Raw genomic sequence first — 17,552 nt, forward strand, 5'->3', positions numbered from 1 at the left:
TCGCAGCTTCCTGCTTCTAGGCATCGTTTCATCGTTCGTCACCGTCTTTTTCTACATAAATGCCAGAAGCCTGCGGGCGCGAAGTTGCCCGGCTCGCCACGTTCGTCGCTGCCGGCGGCGGCTGCGTCAGCGCGGGCCTGCCGCGCTTCGGTGTTCCTGTTAAATTAGACCGTTCCCCCCTTCATTGCATTCGAAGTGCCATGCTAGCAGAGAGTGTATAGTACAAAACTCTACAAAAACTGAACAAATTCGATTTTAGAAAACAAAAAACCGGTAACGCCCGAGGGCGTTGCCGGTTTTATAAACGAACATCCTGGACGATGAACGAGACGATCGTGCCGCTTGGCCCGCTCGTTAGCACTGGTGCAGCACGGCGTAAATCATCAATCGATTAAAGGTGCAGGATTTTTACCTCAAACACGTTCTTCAGTGTCGCGGACCGGTCCAAAAGTTGCCGTAAGGGCAAGTGTTAAGCTCAGCCTCGAGAACCGGTCAAAAAGGTGCTATAAGGGCAAAAAGTTACTCTACAGCTTCGCGAACCGGTCAAAATGGTGCTATAAGGGCAAAAAGTTACTCTACAGCTTCGCGAACCGGTCAAAATGGTGCTGTAAGGGCAAAAAAGTTACGCTACAGCTTCGCGAACCGGTCCAAATGGTGCTATAAGGGCAAAAAGTTACTCTACAGCTTCGCGAACCGGTCCAAATGGTGCCGTAAGGGCAAAAAGTTACTCTACAGCTTCGCGAACCGGTCCAAATGGTGCCGTAAGGGCAAAAAGTTACTCTACAGCGTCGCGGACCGGTCCAAAAGTTGCCGTAAGGGCAAAAAGTTACGCTACAGCCTCGCGGTCCGGTCCAGCAGGTGTTTCGTACCCCAACTTCTTATTAAATAGATCGATGATTCAAGCCTGTATGCACGGGTCCCGTACCGAACGGCTGCCTAAGGCGGCGGTCCGTGTTGACGAGCTCGATGACCGACTCATTGTCGAGCCGGTTGTCCTGCGGTCGCTCCAGCGTCGGCGCGTCGATGCCTACGCCGTCATGGATCAAACGTCTGGGGCGTGATGTCCGCTCGACGGGCGGCGTACCAGGCCGCGATTTCCGCGGATGGCGGTTGCCCGTATTGCTCTTCGCTCATTTTGACGAGCAGCGAATACTGCTGATCGACCATGCTGTTCTCTCCAAGTGCGGCATGGAGCTTCATGATCAGGAAGCAGACCTCCTCGGAATAAGGAAAACGCGCCTGCACCCGGTACAGCCAATCCAGTCCATGCTCGGGCATGCCGTGTTCCTCCAGCAGGGCGGCCAGCCTGAGGGCGTATCGGTACCAGAGTATGCGCAATCTGCGGCGCTCGGCGTCCGCCCATTCGTAGTCCTGCTCCTCCAGATAATCGCCCGTAAAAGCGTCGAGCCAGGATTCGTATCGCTGCAGCAGATCCGGCGGATTGTCGTCGGCCGGCGGCATGCGCCGTTCCCATTCGTCGACGTCGATCACAATGTCGTCGGTGACGAGCTCGTAGCCGGCTTTGGTATTCAAGATGCGGATGCCGATGCCGGCGGCGTCGATGGACTTGCGCAACTGGTAGACCGTCGTATAAAGGAGGGCATAGCTGCGCTCGGGCGCAAGCTCCGGCCACAGCAGCTCGATTAACGTATCCTTGCGCGTCTGCTGTCCCCGCCGGTGAAGGAGATAGGCGAACAACTCCTGCGCTTTGTTCGTCCGCCAGGCCAGCTGCGACGGTGGCGTTCCGTATTCGACGGACAGGGAACGAAAGCATCGGATGGTCGCATCCACGCCGCCCGAAGCGGCATTCGCCGGAGCTGAGGCGGACGCGGCGGTCTCGAGCCGTTGCAGCGTCTGCGCGAGGCGGGGCAGCAGCACGGGCTTAAGCAGGTAGTCGAGCGCATTGACCTCGAACGCCCTCAGGGCGTGTTCGCGGTAGGCGGTCACGAAGACGATCCGGGCGCCGGGCAGCGTCTCCTGGAAGTGCAGAGCGGCTTCGAGACCGTTCATGACGGGCATGTCGATATCGAGGAATACGACATTGGGCTCCAAGGCGCCGAGCGCGTCCAGCGCGTCCTTGGCATTTCCGAATTTGCCGCAGATCTCGATCCCGCCGAGTTTTTTGAGCTGTCTTTCCATATCGTTCAGTGCCAGAGGTTCGTCATCGACGATTATGCATTTCAATTCGATCCCGCCTCGTTCATGATACCGGCGAAGCCAACGATCGCCATTTTTCTACATTATATCGGAGTTGCGGGCAAAATGGGGGCTCGAAAGCATAAATTCTGCGCTTCGCCAAACCGGCGTACAATAGGTAACGAGGTGATCGCCGGATGTTGAAGCTGGGCGTACTGGATCAATCCCCCCCGTGCTGAGCGGAGGAGACGCCGCGCAAGCGCTTCGGGATACGATCGAGCTGGCGGCGCTCGCCGAACGGCTCGGTTATTCGCGGTTCTGGGTGTCGGAGCACCACAACGCGAAAGGACTTGCGGGCGCTTCCCCGGAGGTGCTCCTCGCCGCGCTGGGCGCGAATACTTCGCGCATCCGCATCGGTTCGGGCGGCGTGCTGCTGCCGCATTACAGCCCGTACAAGGTCGCAGAAAACTTCAGGGTGCTCGAAGGCTTGTATCCGGGAAGAATCGATCTCGGCATCGGCCGGGCGCCGGGCGGCATGCCGCTCGTATCGCGCGCGATGGGCAGGGAAGCCGGCAAAGACAAGGAAGCGGGCTTCGTCGAGTCGCTGCGGGAGCTCGCGGCCTATTTGAACATCGGTCCTCCGCTTGAAGCCGGCCATCCGCTCGCGGGCCTGGAGGCGTCGCCCGAGATCGCCACGCGTCCGGAGGCTTGGCTGCTCGGCTCCAGCGCCCATAGCGCGCAGGTCGCCTCGGCGCTGGGCGCGGGGTTCGCCTTCGCTCATTTCATCAACGGACAGGGCGGGCAAGCCGCAACGCGCGAATACAGGCGTCGGTTCAGGGCGGGACCGCTCGGGACGGCGCCGCGCGTCGCGGTATGCGTATATGTCGTCTGCATGGACGACGACGGGCAAGCGGAACGGGAGGCGGCATCGCTGGATTTGCGGCTGCTGCTGAACGATAAAGGCGAATACGGCCTTCCGGTGCCGAGCCGCGAGGAGGCGCGCGCGTACGCGTACGACGTGTACGACCGGGCGAGAATCGCGCACAACAGAAGCCGGATGATCGTCGGCGGTCCCGAACGCGCGAAGCGATCGCTCTACGCGCTTGCCGCGAGCTATGGCGCCGACGAGATCATCGTCAATGGCGTCACCGCGGACGCGGCGTCCCGATCCGCCAGTCTCGCGCGCGTCGCGGGCTTGTTCCGCAGGCGGATCGGGACTTAAAACCGCGGCAAGCGGCATTGGCGGATATCGATAACAATCGGGCGGAAGCCGGACGTTCGGTTTTTCGCGCGGCGGTCGGCCGAGGCTGTCGCGGGGCCGGCCGACCGCCCGCCGGACGCGGGTTTTCCTCCCCGTAGCGGCGCGGTTTTGCGGTATGTCAAAAGTGTTAACATACCTCACACTTCCACAAAAAATACCTTACATAAGTATTGACGCTCTTCTACCAATAAATTTATAATAGCGACAGAGTTCAGGTGAAAAGTTGAACGTTGTTTCGTATCACAAGACCTAATGTTCGGAAATGGGGGAGGAAATTCGAAATGTCTGCACAAAACGTTTTGGATCTCATCAAGGAAAAAAATATCGAGTTCGTGGATTTCCGGTTCGTCGATCTGGCCGGCCGCGCTCACCACATCACGCTGCCCGCGACGGAAGTCGACGAAGATACTTTCGTTAACGGCGTTGCTTTCGACGGTTCTTCGATCACCGGTTTCCGCGGCATCGAGCAATCCGACATGGTCATGATGCCCGATACCGAATCGGTTTACGTGGATCCGTTCACCGCGCACGCGACCCTGATCGTCATGTCCAACATCTACACGCCGGACGGCGATCGTTACGACCGCGACCCGCGTTCGATCGCGCACAAGGCCGAGGAATTCCTTCAACAATCCGGCGTCGGCACGACCGCGTTCTTCGCGCCCGAGTCCGAGTTCTTCATCTTCGACGACGTTCGTTACGAGAGCACGATGAACTCCTCCTCCTTCTTCGTCGATTCCGAAGAAGCGGCCTGGAACACGAACCGCAAGGAAGAGGGCGGCAACCTGGCGTTCAAAGTAGGCGTCAAGGGCGGCTATGTGCCGGTTGCTCCGGTCGACTCCCAACAAGACATCCGCAGCGAGATGGTCCGCCTGATGCAAGAATCCGGGCTGCGCGTCGAGCGTCACCACCACGAAGTGGCGACGGCCGGCCAAGCGGAGATCAACTTCCGTTTCGACACGCTCACCAAGACTGCCGACAACCTGATGAAGTACAAATATATCGTTCACAACGTCGCTCGCCAATACGGCAAGGTCGCGACGTTCATGCCGAAGCCGCTCTTCGGCGACAACGGATCGGGCATGCACGTGCACACGTCGATCTTCAACGAAGGCGAGCCGCTTTTCTACGAGAAGGGCGCATACGCGAACCTGAGCGAGCTGGCGCTGAACTACATCGGCGGCATCCTGTACCACGCCCCTGCGCTGATCGCGATCACGAACCCGTCCACGAACTCGTTCAAGCGTCTGGTTCCAGGCTACGAAGCGCCGGTTAACCTCGTGTTCTCCGCCGGCAACCGGTCCGCTGCCGTTCGGATCCCGGTCGCTGCCGTTACGCCGAAGGGCTGCCGCATCGAGTTCCGTACGCCGGACTCCACGGCGAACCCGTACCTGGCGTTCGCAGCCATGCTGATGGCCGGCCTCGACGGCATCAAGCGCAAGATCGACCCGCGCGCGCTCGGCTACGGTCCGTTCGACAAGAACATCTACGAGCTGTCCGACGAAGAGAAGGCAGAGATCCGCAGCGTGCCGGGCAACCTGGACGAAGCGCTCGACGCCCTCGAAGCGGACTTCGAATTCCTGACCGAAGGCGGCGTCTTCACGAAGGAATTCATCGACAACTACGTCGACGTGAAGCGTGCCGAAGCGAAAGCAGTGGCAATCCGCATTCACCCGCACGAATACGGCCTCTACTTCGATTGCTAATCGAATCGGACGTTAGCGAAAAGCTCCCGCAAGGGAGCTTTTCTTGCGTATGTTCAGCTTGGTCCGGAGAGCGGAATCGAATCGAGACGTTCATAGTAAGGCGTTCGATCGAGATGGGAACGGAAGATCGCGATCGCGCTTCCCGGCCAGACGGCATGCAGCTCTCCCTCGCGGGAAGCCAAGGAATGCCATAGCTCAACAATCTCGGCATTGGCGCAGCGGTCTCCTTCGCAGCTGCGGGCGAGCGTAATATGGGGATGATAGGGTCTGCTCTCAGGCTGATAGCCGATCCGCTCCCGCAGCCGTTCGCCGAGCAGCAGGTGCAGCTGGTGCAGCGGAGACAAAGCCGGGTCCGCTTCCGCGGTGCCGGCGACCGTATTGTCGTCGTTCGCCTCATCGATTCCGCACCAGAGCACGCGCGGCGCCGACAGCGGCCCGAACGTGCCTGGAGCGGCGAGAGACAGGCGAATCGGAGCCGCCCGTCTTGCGGCCTCTCGCGCCGCAAGCCGAATGTCGTGCAGCTTGTCCGGGGGCATATTGCCCAGGTAATGAAGCGTGATATGGTAGTCGGCGGGATGCGTCCATTTGCGGAACGACAGCGCCGGCTTCATGCCGGCTGCGATGCGGCCAAGTGCGCTTTCAACCGGTTCAGGCAGAGCGATTCCTAGAAAAAGGCGAAGGTTTTCCATGACGACCTCCATTATAGTTCGGGAATTTTGATTTTTGTCATCCTTTTGTCCTTTAAAGCGGTTGAACACCAGTGGCAGCTTTGTTATGATGTGTGAAGATGAAACGACGACAAGGTGGGAATTTGAAATGACCAAACGTGCCTACAATTTTAACGCGGGCCCGGCCGCTTTGCCTTTAGAGGTTTTGCAGCAGGCGGGGGGAGCAATTCGTCGATTTTGAAAACAGCGGCATGTCGCTGATGGAAATGTCCCACCGTAGCGCCATTTACGAACGGGTACATAATGAAACGCAGCAGCTCGTGCGGGAGCTGATGGGCGTACCTGACAACTACAAGGTGCTGCTCGTGCAAGGCGGCGCCAGCACGCAGTTCGCGATGGTGCCGATGAACCTGCTTAAGCCCGACAAAGTCGCCGCTTATGTCGCGACGGGCAGTTGGGCGACCAAGGCGATCAAGGAAGCCAAGCTGTTCGGCGAGGTCGCGATCGCGGCTTCCTCCGAAGCCGAAAGCTACAAGCGGATTCCAGGCGCCGATGCGCTGAACATTCCGGGCAATGCCGCTTACCTGCACCTCACCTCGAACGAGACGATCGAAGGAACGCAGTGGGCCGAATACCCGAGCACGGGCGACGTGCCGCTCGTCGCGGACATGTCGAGTGATATTTTGTGCCGCCCGGTCGACGTCTCGCGCTTTGGCCTTATCTATGCCGGTGCGCAGAAAAATCTCGGACCGTCCGGCGTCACGATCGTCGTCGTCCGCGAGGATCTGGTCGCCGCGCCGTCGATGACCGTGCCGACGATGCTGCGCTACGACACCCATGCGAAGAACGGCTCTCTGTATAATACCCCGCCATCGTTCGCCATCTACATGGCCAATCGGGTGCTGAACTGGGTCAAGGCGCAGGGCGGCGCCGCAGGCGTGGAACGCGTGAACAAGGAAAAAGCGGCTCTTATCTATTCGGCGATCGACGCAAGCGGCGGCTTTTACAAAGGTTTTGCGAACCCGGACAGCCGTTCCATCATGAATGTCACCTTCCGATTGGGCAGCGAAGACCTTGAGAAAAAATTCGTGAAGGACTCGGAAGCCGAGGGTTTCATCGGGCTCAAAGGCCACCGCGACGTCGGCGGATTGCGCGCATCGATTTACAACGCCGTACCGCTCGACAGCGTCAAGACGCTTGTGGATTTCATGGGCGAATTCGCCCGTACCAACGGATAGAATCGTCCGGCTCCAGCGGGCGCATGCATATAGCAGGCCGGAATGGATCAACCGCGGCGACCGCCGCGGTTTTTTCGCATCGCCGAACGACAATGGTTAAAGGAGGAGGGCCAACGAATGCCTTTTCATATCGTGCTTGTCGAGCCCGAAATTCCCGCCAATACCGGCAATATCGCCCGCACCTGCGCCGCGACGGGCACGCATCTTCATCTGGTGCGGCCGCTCGGCTTTTCGACCGACGACAAGGTGCTGAAGCGCGCGGGTCTCGATTACTGGTATGCCGTCGACATTACTTATTACGATTCGTTTCACGAGGTCAGAAGCGCTTTTCCGGAGGGACGGTTCTTCTACGCCAGTACCCGCAGCTCGCGCCGCTATAGCGAGATGGCCTACAAGGACGGGGACTTGTTCGTCTTCGGCAAGGAGACTAAAGGCTTGCCCCAGGCGCTGCTCGACGAGAATCCCGGACAAAGCATCCGCATGCCGATGACGGACAAGGTCAGGTCGCTCAATCTCGCCAACTCGGCGGCGATCGTCGTGTACGAAGCGCTCAGGCAAACGGGGTTTCCGGGTTTGGAAGGCTAATCTCCTAATAAATTCGACATAAATCGGCAAGATTCTTGCATTATTTTAAGCAAAATCAATTTTTTGCAGGGATTGTCGAGGAAGTTAGCGAACCTAAGGTTATGACTAGGGCAACATCCGTACTTGTTATGAATAACGAAAGAATGGGAGAGGACTGCTTTGAAGCCTGCTGGTGTCGTAAGAAAAGTGGACCAACTCGGCCGGATCGTGCTGCCGAAATCGCTGCGGAAGCGTTATCAGATGAATGAGGGAGATCCTGTAGAAATTCTCGTGCAGGGCGACCATATTATTCTCGAGCGTTATCGTCCGCGGTGCGTATTCTGTTCGTCCATGGAGAACGTCACCGAATACAAGGAACGCCATGTGTGCGGGGCCTGCATGACGGAAATGAGCGCGATTTAATCCGGCATTTGACGACGTATAACGAGAGCCTTTCCGACCGGCGCGCCAAGCCGTCCCGGAAACGGCTCTTATTCGTAAAAAAGACCCCCAGGACGGCCCGCTCGCGCGGGATAGCCTTGGGGGTCTTGCCGCTTCGCGAAGCTTGAGGCGGGCGACTGACCGAATCGGAGATTAAAGACCTTTGGTCTTGTCCTCGTTGTATGCGGCAGTCAGCATCGCCGTGATGAACATCGCGAATACAAGCATGACGATCCAGAACTTGTCGCTCATACCCAGAAACATGTTCGACACCTCCGTTAAACTTCCTCTATTATAACCAAGCCCGCCCAAAAAAGAAAACGCAAAAAAACGGCATTCGCGCCGCATACACTGTATCGTGGGCAAAACGCCCGGCGCGCGAGCGCCCGGAAGCGATTGGAGATGGGGGCCATGATCAACTGGATGGGCGGCTGGCCTGCGGAGGGCTTGCTCGCCGAAGCCGAGTGGCAGGAAAAGCGCCAGAAGCCTTCCGTCGCGGCGGCGGAAGCGATCGCGGACAGACTGCGCCGCTTGGAAACGGAAAAAAGGCTCGCCTCGCTTGTATTGTCCGGTCAGCTCGGACCGTATTGGCGGCCTGCGGACGGCCCTGGACAATGGCTTCTTACGGACGACGCGGACGAAGCGCTCAGGCTGGCGACGAAAGCGCTGCTGAAGCCGGGGGACGCGATTCTGGTCGAGCGTCCGACCAGCCGCTCGGCGCTTCAGCTGTTCGCCCGGGCCGGCGCCGCCGCATGCGAGGTGGAGGGCAGCATGGAGGGCATGGACCCCGAGGCGCTGGCGAAGGCGATCGCCGCCTTTAAGCCGCGCGCCGTCTATGCGTCGCTGACTTGCTCGGACCCGGCCGGCTGGCGGTGGAGCGAGGAGCGGCGGAAGGCGCTCTTGCGATTGTGCGCGCAAGCCGGCGTCGCGCTCCTTCTCGACGAGCGGCAAAGCCTGACTTGCGGCTGGACGACGAATCTGGCGGAGGGAGAAGAGACCGGCCCTGCGGCGGTCATCGGCGCATTGCCGTCCGGACTCGTATCGGGCATGCGGCTGGGGTGGCTTCAGTGGACGGGATGGAATGAGGAAGGCAATGCGTTCGTGCCTGTCCCGACTGCAAAAAGGCCGGACCGAGAGCGCGAGGCGCTGGACGATCGCGAGGCGCTGCTCCGCTATTGGAACGAATCGTCTCCAACCCCTGCGCTCGAGACGCTGAGGTTTATTTATCGGACGCGTCACGCGCTGCTGGCGGAACGCATCGAGCAGACGGGAATTCGGGGTCTCGTCTGCAAGCGGCCCGAAGCGGGCAGCCACGCCTGGCTGAAGCTGCCTGACGGGCTCGAGGGAGAGCCGCTGCTGAAGGCGGCGTGGCTGGAGGGCGTATTGTTCCAGCCGGGCGCCGGATACTACGCCGCGGCGGCCGACCGTTCGCGGCTGCGGCTGACGCCGGTGCATTCGGATGAACGGGAGATCTCGGAAGGCGTCAGGCGGTTGCGCCAGACGATCGCGTCTTTTACGGGAAGAGCGATCTAGCGCTTAATAATCGGGACCGCACGCGTACAATTGGCCGTCGGCGAGCTCGACATTGCGGCGCATGAGACGCTCGTCGCCGCGGTTCGTGCATTCGCCGGAGCGGCCGTCGAACGTCCAGTAGTGGAGCGGACAGTAGAAGTCGCCGTCGGCAAGCAGCACCTCTCCGCCGGCATGCGGGCAATAGGCGAGCAGCAGCGCGATCGTTCCGTCCGCCTCCTGGGTGAGCCAATAAGGCTTGCCGTCGAGCTCGATGGATCTGGGCACCTCGGTCAGCAGGTCGGCGGGACCGAGCGGAATGCGGGATTCGTTCATGATCGATGCAGCTCCTCTATATAATAGGTAGTCGATTCGGCCGCTTCGTCTTCGGCCGCGCCGTCGAAGCGGGGATTGGCAGGATCGGCGGCGTCGCCGAAGCGTACGTCGGAATGGTCGGATTGGGATTCAGTCTGCCCTGCGGAAGCGGCGACGGACGCCCAAGGGAAGCGGGTCGTCCAATAGGACACCGCTTCGGCGTATTCGTCCAGCGCCGCACGGCCGGCCGGCGTTAACGCGTACAGTCCGCGACCGGCCTTGGCGAACCAGCCGTAATAATTGCTGCGCAGCAGCTGGCCCGGATCTGCGACGCGCGTCAGCGCGCCGACCTCCCGCGGCGCGAGCGCCGGCGCTTCCGCGCATCGTAGCGCCAGCGCGCATTGGAGCGCGCGCTCCCGGTAAGCGGTCACGAGCTTGCGCTTCGTGCTGCCGCCGACGTTGTAATCGCCGCTGCGTCCGGCGAACTCCTTGAGCAGCTTGGCGGCGCCTTTGCGCCTGCCGCCGGATCGGGCCGTAGGCACGGCGACCGGAACGAGCGGCGCGGCGGCAGCCGCCGCCGCGTAGCGCTCGGCGCCTTCGACGATCTCGGCGACGCCGGCCGCGCCCCCGACAGCCGGACCGCCAGCTGCCCGGAATCCTGCGTCCGCCGGACTGCCGATCTCGCACCACACCTCGATCACAGGCGGCTTCGTTTTATAAAAGGTCACGGTCATAAAGCCAAGGGAGAGTCTTCTGCATAAATCCGAGATCTCCCCGAAGCGCTGGTTGTGCGCGCCCTTCTTGACGCGGTTGCGCTCGACGGCCAGCCATACGGCGGCTCCCGTGCGCTGACGCTCAAGACCCTGCAGCAGCAGCGCCAGCGTGAACGTTTTTTTCATCTCGACGATGACGGGCAGCGATTCGCCATGCCGGAGCGCGACCAGGTCGCAGCCTTTGACTTCCGCCTTGACCTCGTAGCCTCGGGCCGTCCAGAACGCTTTCAGCGCAGGATACAGTTCCGTCTCGTATTTGACCGCCACGCCGCTTCCCCCCGATCGCCGCTTGATTCACACATTATAGCACGGTCAATTATTTTCATCCCGTTTTCGGGGCAAATTCGTCCACCTCCCCGCATAGGTATAGAGTACGTTGCGAAGACGATGAATGGTCACACCGATAGAGAGACGGAAGAGACAGGGAGGACAGCGGCATGGACATCTTCAAGCGGCTTGCCGAGTACCGGACTGCTAGCGAGAGGTTGACGTGGACGGGTACATTTCGCGATTATATCGAATTGCTCAAGGAAGACCCCGTGCCTGCGATGACCGCGCATTCCAGGGTATACGACATGATCGTCTCCCACGGTGTGGAAGAGCAGAACGGCGTGAAGAAGTACAAGTTTTTCGAAAACGACATTTACGGCCTCGATCGAACGCTCGAGCGGCTGGTCGAAGAGTATTTCCACTCGGCGGCGAGGCGGCTCGACGTCCGCAAGCGGATTTTGCTGTTGATGGGACCCGTGAGCGGGGGCAAGTCCACGATCGTCACGCTGCTGAAAAGAGGACTGGAGCAGTATTCGAGGACGGCAAGGGGCGCGGTGTTCGCGTTGCAGGGCTGCCCGATGCACGAGGAGCCGCTTCATCTCGTGCCGAACGAACTTCGGCCGGACTTTGAAAAGGAACTGAACGTCCGCATCGAGGGCAATCTTTGCCCGTCGTGCGCGCTCCGGCTGCGCAGCGAATACGGCGGCGACATCGAGAGCTTTCCCGTCGAACGCGTGTTTCTGTCCGAGGATACGCGCACCGGCATCGGCACGTTCAGCCCCTCCGACCCGAAATCGCAGGATATCGCGGATCTGACGGGCAGCATCGACTTTTCGACCATTACCGAATACGGCTCGGAGTCCGATCCCCGCGCCTACCGCTTCGACGGCGAGCTGAACAAGGCGAACCGCGGTCTGATGGAGTTCCAGGAAATGCTCAAGTGCGACGAGAAGTTTCTATGGAATCTGCTCTCGCTGACGCAGGAGGGCAACTTCAAGGCGGGCCGGTTCGCGCTCATCAGCGCCGACGAGCTCATCGTGGCGCATACGAACGAATCCGAGTACAAGACGTTTATCGCCAACAAAAAAAACGAGGCGCTGCAGTCGCGGATGATCGTCATGCCCGTGCCGTACAATCTGCGCGTGAGCGACGAAGAGAAGATATACGCCAAGCTGATCGGCCAGTCCGACATGAGCCATATCCATATCGCTCCGCACGCGCTGCGGGCCGCCGCCATCTTCAGTATTCTGACGCGCCTTAAGGAATCCAAGAAGCAGGGCATGGACCTGGTCAAAAAAATGCGGCTCTACGACGGCGAGGAGGTCGAGGGCTTCAAAGACGCGGACCTGAAGGAGATGCAAAACGAGTTCAACGACGAAGGCATGTCGGGCATCGACCCCCGTTACGTCATCAATCGCATCTCCAGCGCCTTGATCAAGCAGGACCAGGAGTACATCAACGCCCTCGACGTGCTGCGCGCGCTCAAGGACGGGCTCGACCAGCATCCTTCGATCACGAAGGAGGAGCGCGAGCGGTACTTAGGCTTCATCTCGGTCGCGCGCAAGGAATACGACGCGCTCGCCAAGAAGGAAGTGCAGAAGGCGTTCGTCTATTCGTTCGAAGAGTCGGCGCGCACGTTGTTCGAGAATTATCTCGACAACATCGAAGCCTACTGCAACTGGCAGAAAATCAAGGATCCGCTGACCGGCGAATCGATGGATCCCGACGAGCGCCTCATGCGCTCCATCGAGGAGCAGATCGGCATCTCCGAAAACGCGAAAAAGGCGTTCCGCGAGGAAATTCTCATCCGCATCTCCGCCTACTCGCGCAAAGGACGCAAGTTCGACTACAGCACGCACGAGCGCCTGCGCGAGGCGATCGAGAAGAAGCTGTTCGCCGACCTGAAGGATATCGTCAAGATCACCACCTCCACCAAGACGCCGGACGAAAATCAGCTCAAGCGCATCAACGAGGTCATCAACCGCCTTGTCGAGGAGCACGGCTACACGACCGCCAGCGCCAACGAGCTGCTGCGCTACGTGGGAAGCCTGCTCAACCGCTGATCGCAGGAAGCGACAGCGGCCCGAACCCGCGCGCACGCGCCAAACCGCACAATTGCTGTGCGGTTTTTGGCGTTCGCACATTGACGCGCCGCGAGTACCCGCGCTCCCACCGCCGTCCGCCGCGCCCGCGACCCCCCGAACCGCACAAAAAATGTGCGGTTCTGGCCCGCTCGCCCGTCGCGCCGCGAGTACTCGCGCTCCCGCCGCCGTCCGCCGCGCCCGCGATCCCCGAACCGCACAAAAAATGTGCGGTTCTGGCCCGCTCGCCCTGCGCGCCGCGAGTACCCGGGCTCCCGCCGCCGTCCGCCGCGCCCGCGACCCCCGAACCGCACAAAAAATGTGCGGTTCTGGCCCGCTCGCCCGTCGCGCCGCGAGTACTCGCGCTCCCGCCGCCGTCCGCCGCGCCCGCGATCCCCGAACCGCACAAAAAATGTGCGGTTCTGGCCCGCTCGCTCGTCGCGCCGCGAGTACCCGCGCTCCCGCCGCCGTCCGCCGCGCCCGCGACCCCCGAACCGCACAAAAAATGTGCGGTTCTGGCCCGCTCGCCCGTCGCGCCGCGAGTACCTGCGTTCCCGCCGCTGTCCGCCGCGCCCGCGACCCCCGAACCGCACAAAAAATGTGCGGTTCTGGCCCGCTCGCCCGTCGCGCCGCGAGTACCCGCGCCCCCGCCGCTGTCCGCCGCGCCCGCGACCCCCGAACCGCACAAAAAATGTGCGGTTCTGGCCCGCTCGCCCGTCGCGCCGCGAGTAACCGCGCTCCCGTCGCCGTCCGCCGCGCCCGCGACCTCCGAACCGCACAAAAAATGTGCGGTTCTGGCCCGCTCGCCCGTCGCGCCGCGAGTAACCGCGCTCCCGTCGCCGTCCGCCGCGCCCGCGACCTCCGAACCGCACAAAAAATGTGCGGTTCTGGCCCGCTCGCCCGTCGCGCCGCGAGTACCCGCGCTCCCACCGCCGTCCGCCGCGCCCGCGACCCCCGAACCGCATAAAAAATGTGCGGTTCTGGCCCGCTCGCCCGTCGCGCCGCGAGTACCTGCGCTCCCTTCGCCCGCCGCGCCGCAAATCCCCCCCCGCGACCATCAGATTAGAGAAAGGGATATGGAATTTTCTCGCGGACCACCTGATATTTCCGTATGACTTTGTGCGCAGGATCTACAGCGGCGATGAAGCCTGCTTCCTTAAGGCCCGCAAGATACTTTAATACGGTATTGCGATGCAGGTCCAATGAGACGGCGATCTGAGCGGGGCGAAGTGGTCTGACAGAGCGGCAAAATTGAGAGAGTATTCGTTTTTCTTGCGTGCCAAGCGCATTAAAAGCGGCGGCATGCTCGCTCCCCGCGCTCCCCAGCATTTGCAGCAACAACTGCTGGCATTGGCGCGGTTTGTCGCGGAGCATCAGAAACGGGAATCGCAGAACCATCCAGCGATCGAGCACAAGGTAGTTCTGACGCATGAGCTCGTCTTCGAAGTCGGCGGCGGAGATATGAAGGCGATGAGGTCCGCGACCATCCAACTCGAAGGCGATGCGAAGGCCGTTCGTGAAGTAGACGAAGTCGATATAACGGTAACCGTCTTTGTAGTCGACGATCTCGTATTCCGGAATAAGTCCTTTGAATGACCGAAATGCCGGCCACCACACGTAGCGGAGAAAGAAAAGGGAGGCATGGGTCAATCCGCTTGCGAGTCTCGCCTTGACGCGAGGCGGAGCTTGACGGAGGACGCTCTTCCACCAAACCGCAAAGGCTGCTTCAAATGCGATCTGGTTGTGCTCATCCGACTGATCGAGACGGAGCTCGCGGGAGCGCAACTGATCGAGCATGAGCTGTACAGCGGAACGGCGACTTTTCACGATGCTTTGCATTGAAATCCCCCCTCGAAATAAAAATAGCCGCCCGCGCCGCGAATCCGAAGATTCGCGGGCGAACGGCATGTGCTTCACGCCTATCTGAACTTAATGTAACGGACCAAAGCCGATTCCGCAAGTCGTCGCGCAAAATAGAACCCCATTGACTTCCCGCCAAGGCTTATGCAGAATATATGAACGTCTTCCAAAAGAGGTTCGAATCATCATGCCATTTTTCCGCAACTGGCTTCAGATCATGATGCTCGCGCTACCGTCGCTGTTCGCGTTCGCCACGCAGACGGTCACCGGCACGGTGAACCTGATCATGGTCGGGCATCTGGGCATCGTCGTCATTGCCGTCGTCGGCGTCTCCAATATTATTATGTACAACGTGTTCGCCTTGTTCTCTGGCATCGGGCATACAGTCAATTACCTGGTCGCGCAAAATTACGGTGCGGGGGGAGATGCGCAAGGGAATCGGGCGGACTTATCTGGCGTTGACCGCTAGCGTCGGCATCGGCGCCCTTATCGTGCTGGCGGGATGGCTGGCGAGCGAGGGCGTGCTCGCGCTCACAGGCGGGTCCGAAAATGTGGTGCGGACGGGCGCCGACTATTTGGAGCTGCGGTTCTATGCGATGGCGTTCGGCATCGTCAGCTTCGTGTTCCACGGCTTCTTCCGCGGCGTCGGCAATACGCGCGTGTCGATGATCGTCGCGATCGTGTCCAATCTGATCATGATCGGATTGACCTACGGTTTCGTCAACGGCGAGCTTGGTTTGCCCGAGCTCGGCGTCAAGGGCGCAGGCTGGGCGATCCTTATCGGAGAGGCAATCCAGCTGCTTTTGTGCCTGATCGTATTCTACGGCCCGATGCATCGCAAGTTCGGCACGCGCTCGATTCCAAAGCCGGACTGGCGGGAGCTTCGGCTCGTCGCCCGGGAGAGCGGCAAGCTTGGGCTGATGGAATTTTCGATGAGCGTGTCGATGTATATCTTCACGATGTTCGTCGCCCGGATCGGGGACGCGGCGCTCGCGGCGAACGAGGTGGCGCTGAACGTCATGTCGTTCGGTTTCATGCCGGCGTTTGCCTTCGGCTCGACGGCGACGATCCTGGTCGGCCAGGAGATCGGGCGCGGCCGGCCGCAGCTCGCGCGCAAAGCCGGCACCGATACGGCGGTTCTCGGCAGTTTGTTCCTGCTCCTGCTCGGCACGGCGGAGCTCGTCTGGGCAGTCCCGATCGGGCGAATGTTCAGCGACGATCCGCTCGTGTACGAGACGGCGGCGCATCTGATACAAGTGTCGGCGTACCTGCAGATTTTCGACGGGCTTTACAACTTCTACGCGGGCGGGCTGCGCGGCATCGGCGATACGACCTTTCTCATGCGGGCGTCGCTCGCGCTCAGCTTCCTGCTGTTCGTGCCGCTTACGTACTTGTTCGTTCAGGTGGCGGACTGGGGGAGCATGGGGGCGTGGCTCGCGCTGTATACGTTCCTGACCGTCCTCGGCACGACCGTCGCGATCCGCTATTACCGGACGGACTGGCACGCGGTTAGACTGAAGGAAGCGCATGGCTGACTCGATGCACGTACATCGCCAAAAGAGCCCATTACCAAGCGAGGTTATCGCGAAGAAGACACTCCCGCGAGGGCGACGCGCCGCCCTCGCGCGCAGGCGTGCAGGGAATAGCGCAAAACCGCGCTATTCTGTTCTGCGAACCGGCGCGTGGATGAATCGCCGCCCTCGCGCCCATCATGCTTAACGAAAAAGCACCGCCCTCGGCAATCGTGCGCCGGGAGCGGTGCTCTTTAAACTTAGCCGTTAATGACGGTGCCTCCGTTGACGTGGAGCACCTGGCCTGTCACGTACGAGGAATCCTCGCAGGCGAGGTAGACGTAAGCCGGCGCGAGCTCGTCGGGCTGCCCCGGACGCTTCATCGGGCTGTCGGTGCCGAACTTCGCAACCTTTTGCTCGTCGAAGGTCGAAGGGATAAGCGGCGTCCAGATCGGCCCGGGCGCGACGGCGTTGACGCGGATGCCCTTGTCCACGACGTTGCCCGAGAGCGAGCGGGTGAAGGCGACGATCGCGCCTTTGGTCGAGCTGTAATCGAGCAGCTCCGGACTCCCGCGATAGGCGGTGATCGACGTCGTATTGATGATCGTCGCGCCTTTTTTCAGATGGGGCATCGCCGCCTGCGTCAGGTAGAACATGCCGAAAACGTTCGTACGGAACGTTTTTTCCAGCTGCTCCGGCGTGATGTCCTCGATCGTCTTCTGCGGATGCTGCTCGGCGGCGTTGTTCACGAGCACGTCGAGCTTGCCGAGCTGGGACACGGTCTGTTCGACGGCTTGCTTGCAAAATGCCGGATCGCCGACGTCGCCGTCCAGAATGATGCATTTGCGGCCCTCGGCCTCCACCTGACGCTGCGTTTCGCGCGCGTCCGTGTATTCGCTGAGGTAAAGAATCGCGACGTCCGCGCCTTCTTTGGCGAACGTGATGGCGACGGAACGGCCAATCCCGCTGTCCCCGCCCGTAATGAGCGCCACCTTCCCGAGCAGCTTGCCGGCGGCTTTGTATGTCGGAGATTCGACCTCGGGGGCCGGATACATATCGCTCTGAATGCCAGGCTGTTGATCCTGATGCTGCGGCGGGACATGGGACGGACGCGCAGGCGTCTCTGTCGGGCTCGTCGTCTGGTTGGTTGGCGTCATGGCGTATCACTCCTTAAAAGGTGTCTAGGAGTAAGTTAAACCAAACGCCGCCGTTCTACGCA

At 60.7% G+C, this 17,552-nt stretch carries 16 protein-coding genes and 1 pseudogene; 9 read left to right on the plus strand and 8 right to left on the minus strand.

From position 1 onward, the window contains the following. Positions 1 to 881: 881 nt before the first annotated feature. Both OMP40_RS04800 and OMP40_RS04805 read right to left on the minus strand, forming a co-directional pair. Positions 882 to 1,046: a hypothetical protein gene (locus tag OMP40_RS04800; RefSeq protein ID WP_277529599.1), complete on the minus strand. Its 165-nt coding sequence runs from the start codon at positions 1,044 to 1,046 to the stop codon at positions 882 to 884. Beyond that, the gene (locus tag OMP40_RS04805; protein WP_277529602.1) at positions 1,036 to 2,184 is read right to left on the minus strand and encodes a response regulator; all 1,149 of its coding nucleotides are present in this window, start codon (positions 2,182 to 2,184) and stop codon (positions 1,036 to 1,038) included. The genes OMP40_RS04800 and OMP40_RS04805 overlap by 11 nt, the downstream gene beginning before the upstream one ends. A gap of 184 nt (positions 2,185 to 2,368) precedes the next feature. Between OMP40_RS04805 and OMP40_RS04810 the strand changes: the two genes are divergently transcribed. Then, positions 2,369 to 3,358, plus strand: coding sequence for an LLM class flavin-dependent oxidoreductase (locus OMP40_RS04810; RefSeq protein ID WP_277529604.1), 990 nt, complete (start codon positions 2,369 to 2,371; stop codon positions 3,356 to 3,358). A gap of 320 nt (positions 3,359 to 3,678) precedes the next feature. Then, entirely contained in the window at positions 3,679 to 5,103 is a 1,425-nt protein-coding gene (gene glnA / locus OMP40_RS04815; RefSeq protein WP_277529605.1) for a type I glutamate--ammonia ligase, read from the plus strand. Between the two features lie 53 nt (positions 5,104 to 5,156). Here the strand turns inward: glnA and thpR are convergent, their stop codons facing one another. Next, positions 5,157 to 5,792 carry an RNA 2',3'-cyclic phosphodiesterase gene (gene thpR / locus OMP40_RS04820; RefSeq protein WP_277529606.1) on the minus strand — a complete coding sequence of 212 codons (636 nt, stop codon included), beginning with the start codon at positions 5,790 to 5,792 and terminating at the stop codon, positions 5,157 to 5,159. A gap of 127 nt (positions 5,793 to 5,919) precedes the next feature. On the opposite strand from thpR, the pseudogene serC reads away from it, so the two are divergent. From serC to OMP40_RS04840, 4 genes and pseudogenes are all read left to right on the plus strand, one after another. Beyond that, positions 5,920 to 7,009 (plus strand): annotated as a pseudogene (serC, locus tag OMP40_RS04825) (3-phosphoserine/phosphohydroxythreonine transaminase). 117 nt (positions 7,010 to 7,126) lie between these two features. After that, positions 7,127 to 7,594: a tRNA (uridine(34)/cytosine(34)/5-carboxymethylaminomethyluridine(34)-2'-O)-methyltransferase TrmL gene (gene trmL / locus OMP40_RS04830; RefSeq protein ID WP_277529608.1), complete on the plus strand. Its 468-nt coding sequence runs from the start codon at positions 7,127 to 7,129 to the stop codon at positions 7,592 to 7,594. 159 nt (positions 7,595 to 7,753) lie between these two features. After that, positions 7,754 to 7,996, plus strand: coding sequence for an AbrB/MazE/SpoVT family DNA-binding domain-containing protein (locus OMP40_RS04835; RefSeq protein ID WP_277529610.1), 243 nt, complete (start codon positions 7,754 to 7,756; stop codon positions 7,994 to 7,996). 429 nt (positions 7,997 to 8,425) lie between these two features. Beyond that, positions 8,426 to 9,547, plus strand: a complete 1,122-nt coding sequence (locus OMP40_RS04840; protein WP_277529612.1) for an aminotransferase class I/II-fold pyridoxal phosphate-dependent enzyme — start codon at positions 8,426 to 8,428, stop codon at positions 9,545 to 9,547. Positions 9,548 to 9,550: 3 nt separating this feature from the next. On the opposite strand, the gene OMP40_RS04845 is transcribed toward OMP40_RS04840, so the two are convergent. Both OMP40_RS04845 and OMP40_RS04850 read right to left on the minus strand, forming a co-directional pair. Next, positions 9,551 to 9,859, minus strand: coding sequence for a Rieske (2Fe-2S) protein (locus OMP40_RS04845; protein ID WP_277529613.1), 309 nt, complete (start codon positions 9,857 to 9,859; stop codon positions 9,551 to 9,553). Then, positions 9,856 to 10,878: a DUF2161 family putative PD-(D/E)XK-type phosphodiesterase gene (locus OMP40_RS04850; protein ID WP_277529615.1), complete on the minus strand. Its 1,023-nt coding sequence runs from the start codon at positions 10,876 to 10,878 to the stop codon at positions 9,856 to 9,858. Before OMP40_RS04850 ends, OMP40_RS04845 begins: the two co-directional genes overlap by 4 nt. Positions 10,879 to 11,048: 170 nt before the next feature. Here OMP40_RS04850 and OMP40_RS04855 point away from each other — a divergent pair, with 170 nt between their 5' ends. Continuing rightward, positions 11,049 to 12,944 carry a PrkA family serine protein kinase gene (locus tag OMP40_RS04855; protein ID WP_277529616.1) on the plus strand — a complete coding sequence of 632 codons (1,896 nt, stop codon included), beginning with the start codon at positions 11,049 to 11,051 and terminating at the stop codon, positions 12,942 to 12,944. Here OMP40_RS04855 and OMP40_RS04860 read toward each other — a convergent pair. Beyond that, complete coding sequence (locus OMP40_RS04860; protein ID WP_277529617.1) at positions 12,934 to 13,836, minus strand: hypothetical protein; 903 nt, start codon at positions 13,834 to 13,836, stop codon at positions 12,934 to 12,936. The two genes, OMP40_RS04855 and OMP40_RS04860, sit on opposite strands and share 11 nt — an antisense overlap. A 188-nt stretch (positions 13,837 to 14,024) precedes the next feature. Next, positions 14,025 to 14,801: a helix-turn-helix domain-containing protein gene (locus tag OMP40_RS04865; RefSeq protein WP_277529620.1), complete on the minus strand. Its 777-nt coding sequence runs from the start codon at positions 14,799 to 14,801 to the stop codon at positions 14,025 to 14,027. 208 nt (positions 14,802 to 15,009) lie between these two features. Here OMP40_RS04865 and OMP40_RS39755 point away from each other — a divergent pair, with 208 nt between their 5' ends. Next, entirely contained in the window at positions 15,010 to 15,291 is a 282-nt protein-coding gene (locus OMP40_RS39755) for an MATE family efflux transporter (RefSeq protein ID WP_338131026.1), read from the plus strand. Beyond that, positions 15,248 to 16,357: an MATE family efflux transporter gene (locus OMP40_RS04870; RefSeq protein WP_338131027.1), complete on the plus strand. Its 1,110-nt coding sequence runs from the start codon at positions 15,248 to 15,250 to the stop codon at positions 16,355 to 16,357. The genes OMP40_RS39755 and OMP40_RS04870 overlap by 44 nt, the downstream gene beginning before the upstream one ends. Before the next feature lie 236 nt (positions 16,358 to 16,593). Here OMP40_RS04870 and OMP40_RS04875 read toward each other — a convergent pair whose 3' ends face one another. Then, a complete protein-coding gene (locus tag OMP40_RS04875; RefSeq protein ID WP_277529621.1) occupies positions 16,594 to 17,490 on the minus strand; it encodes an SDR family oxidoreductase in 897 nt (298 codons plus the stop codon). Positions 17,491 to 17,552: the final 62 nt, after the last annotated feature.

The organism is Cohnella rhizosphaerae (assembly GCF_029525575.1).
Taxonomy (GTDB): domain Bacteria; phylum Bacillota; class Bacilli; order Paenibacillales; family Paenibacillaceae; genus Cohnella; species Cohnella rhizosphaerae.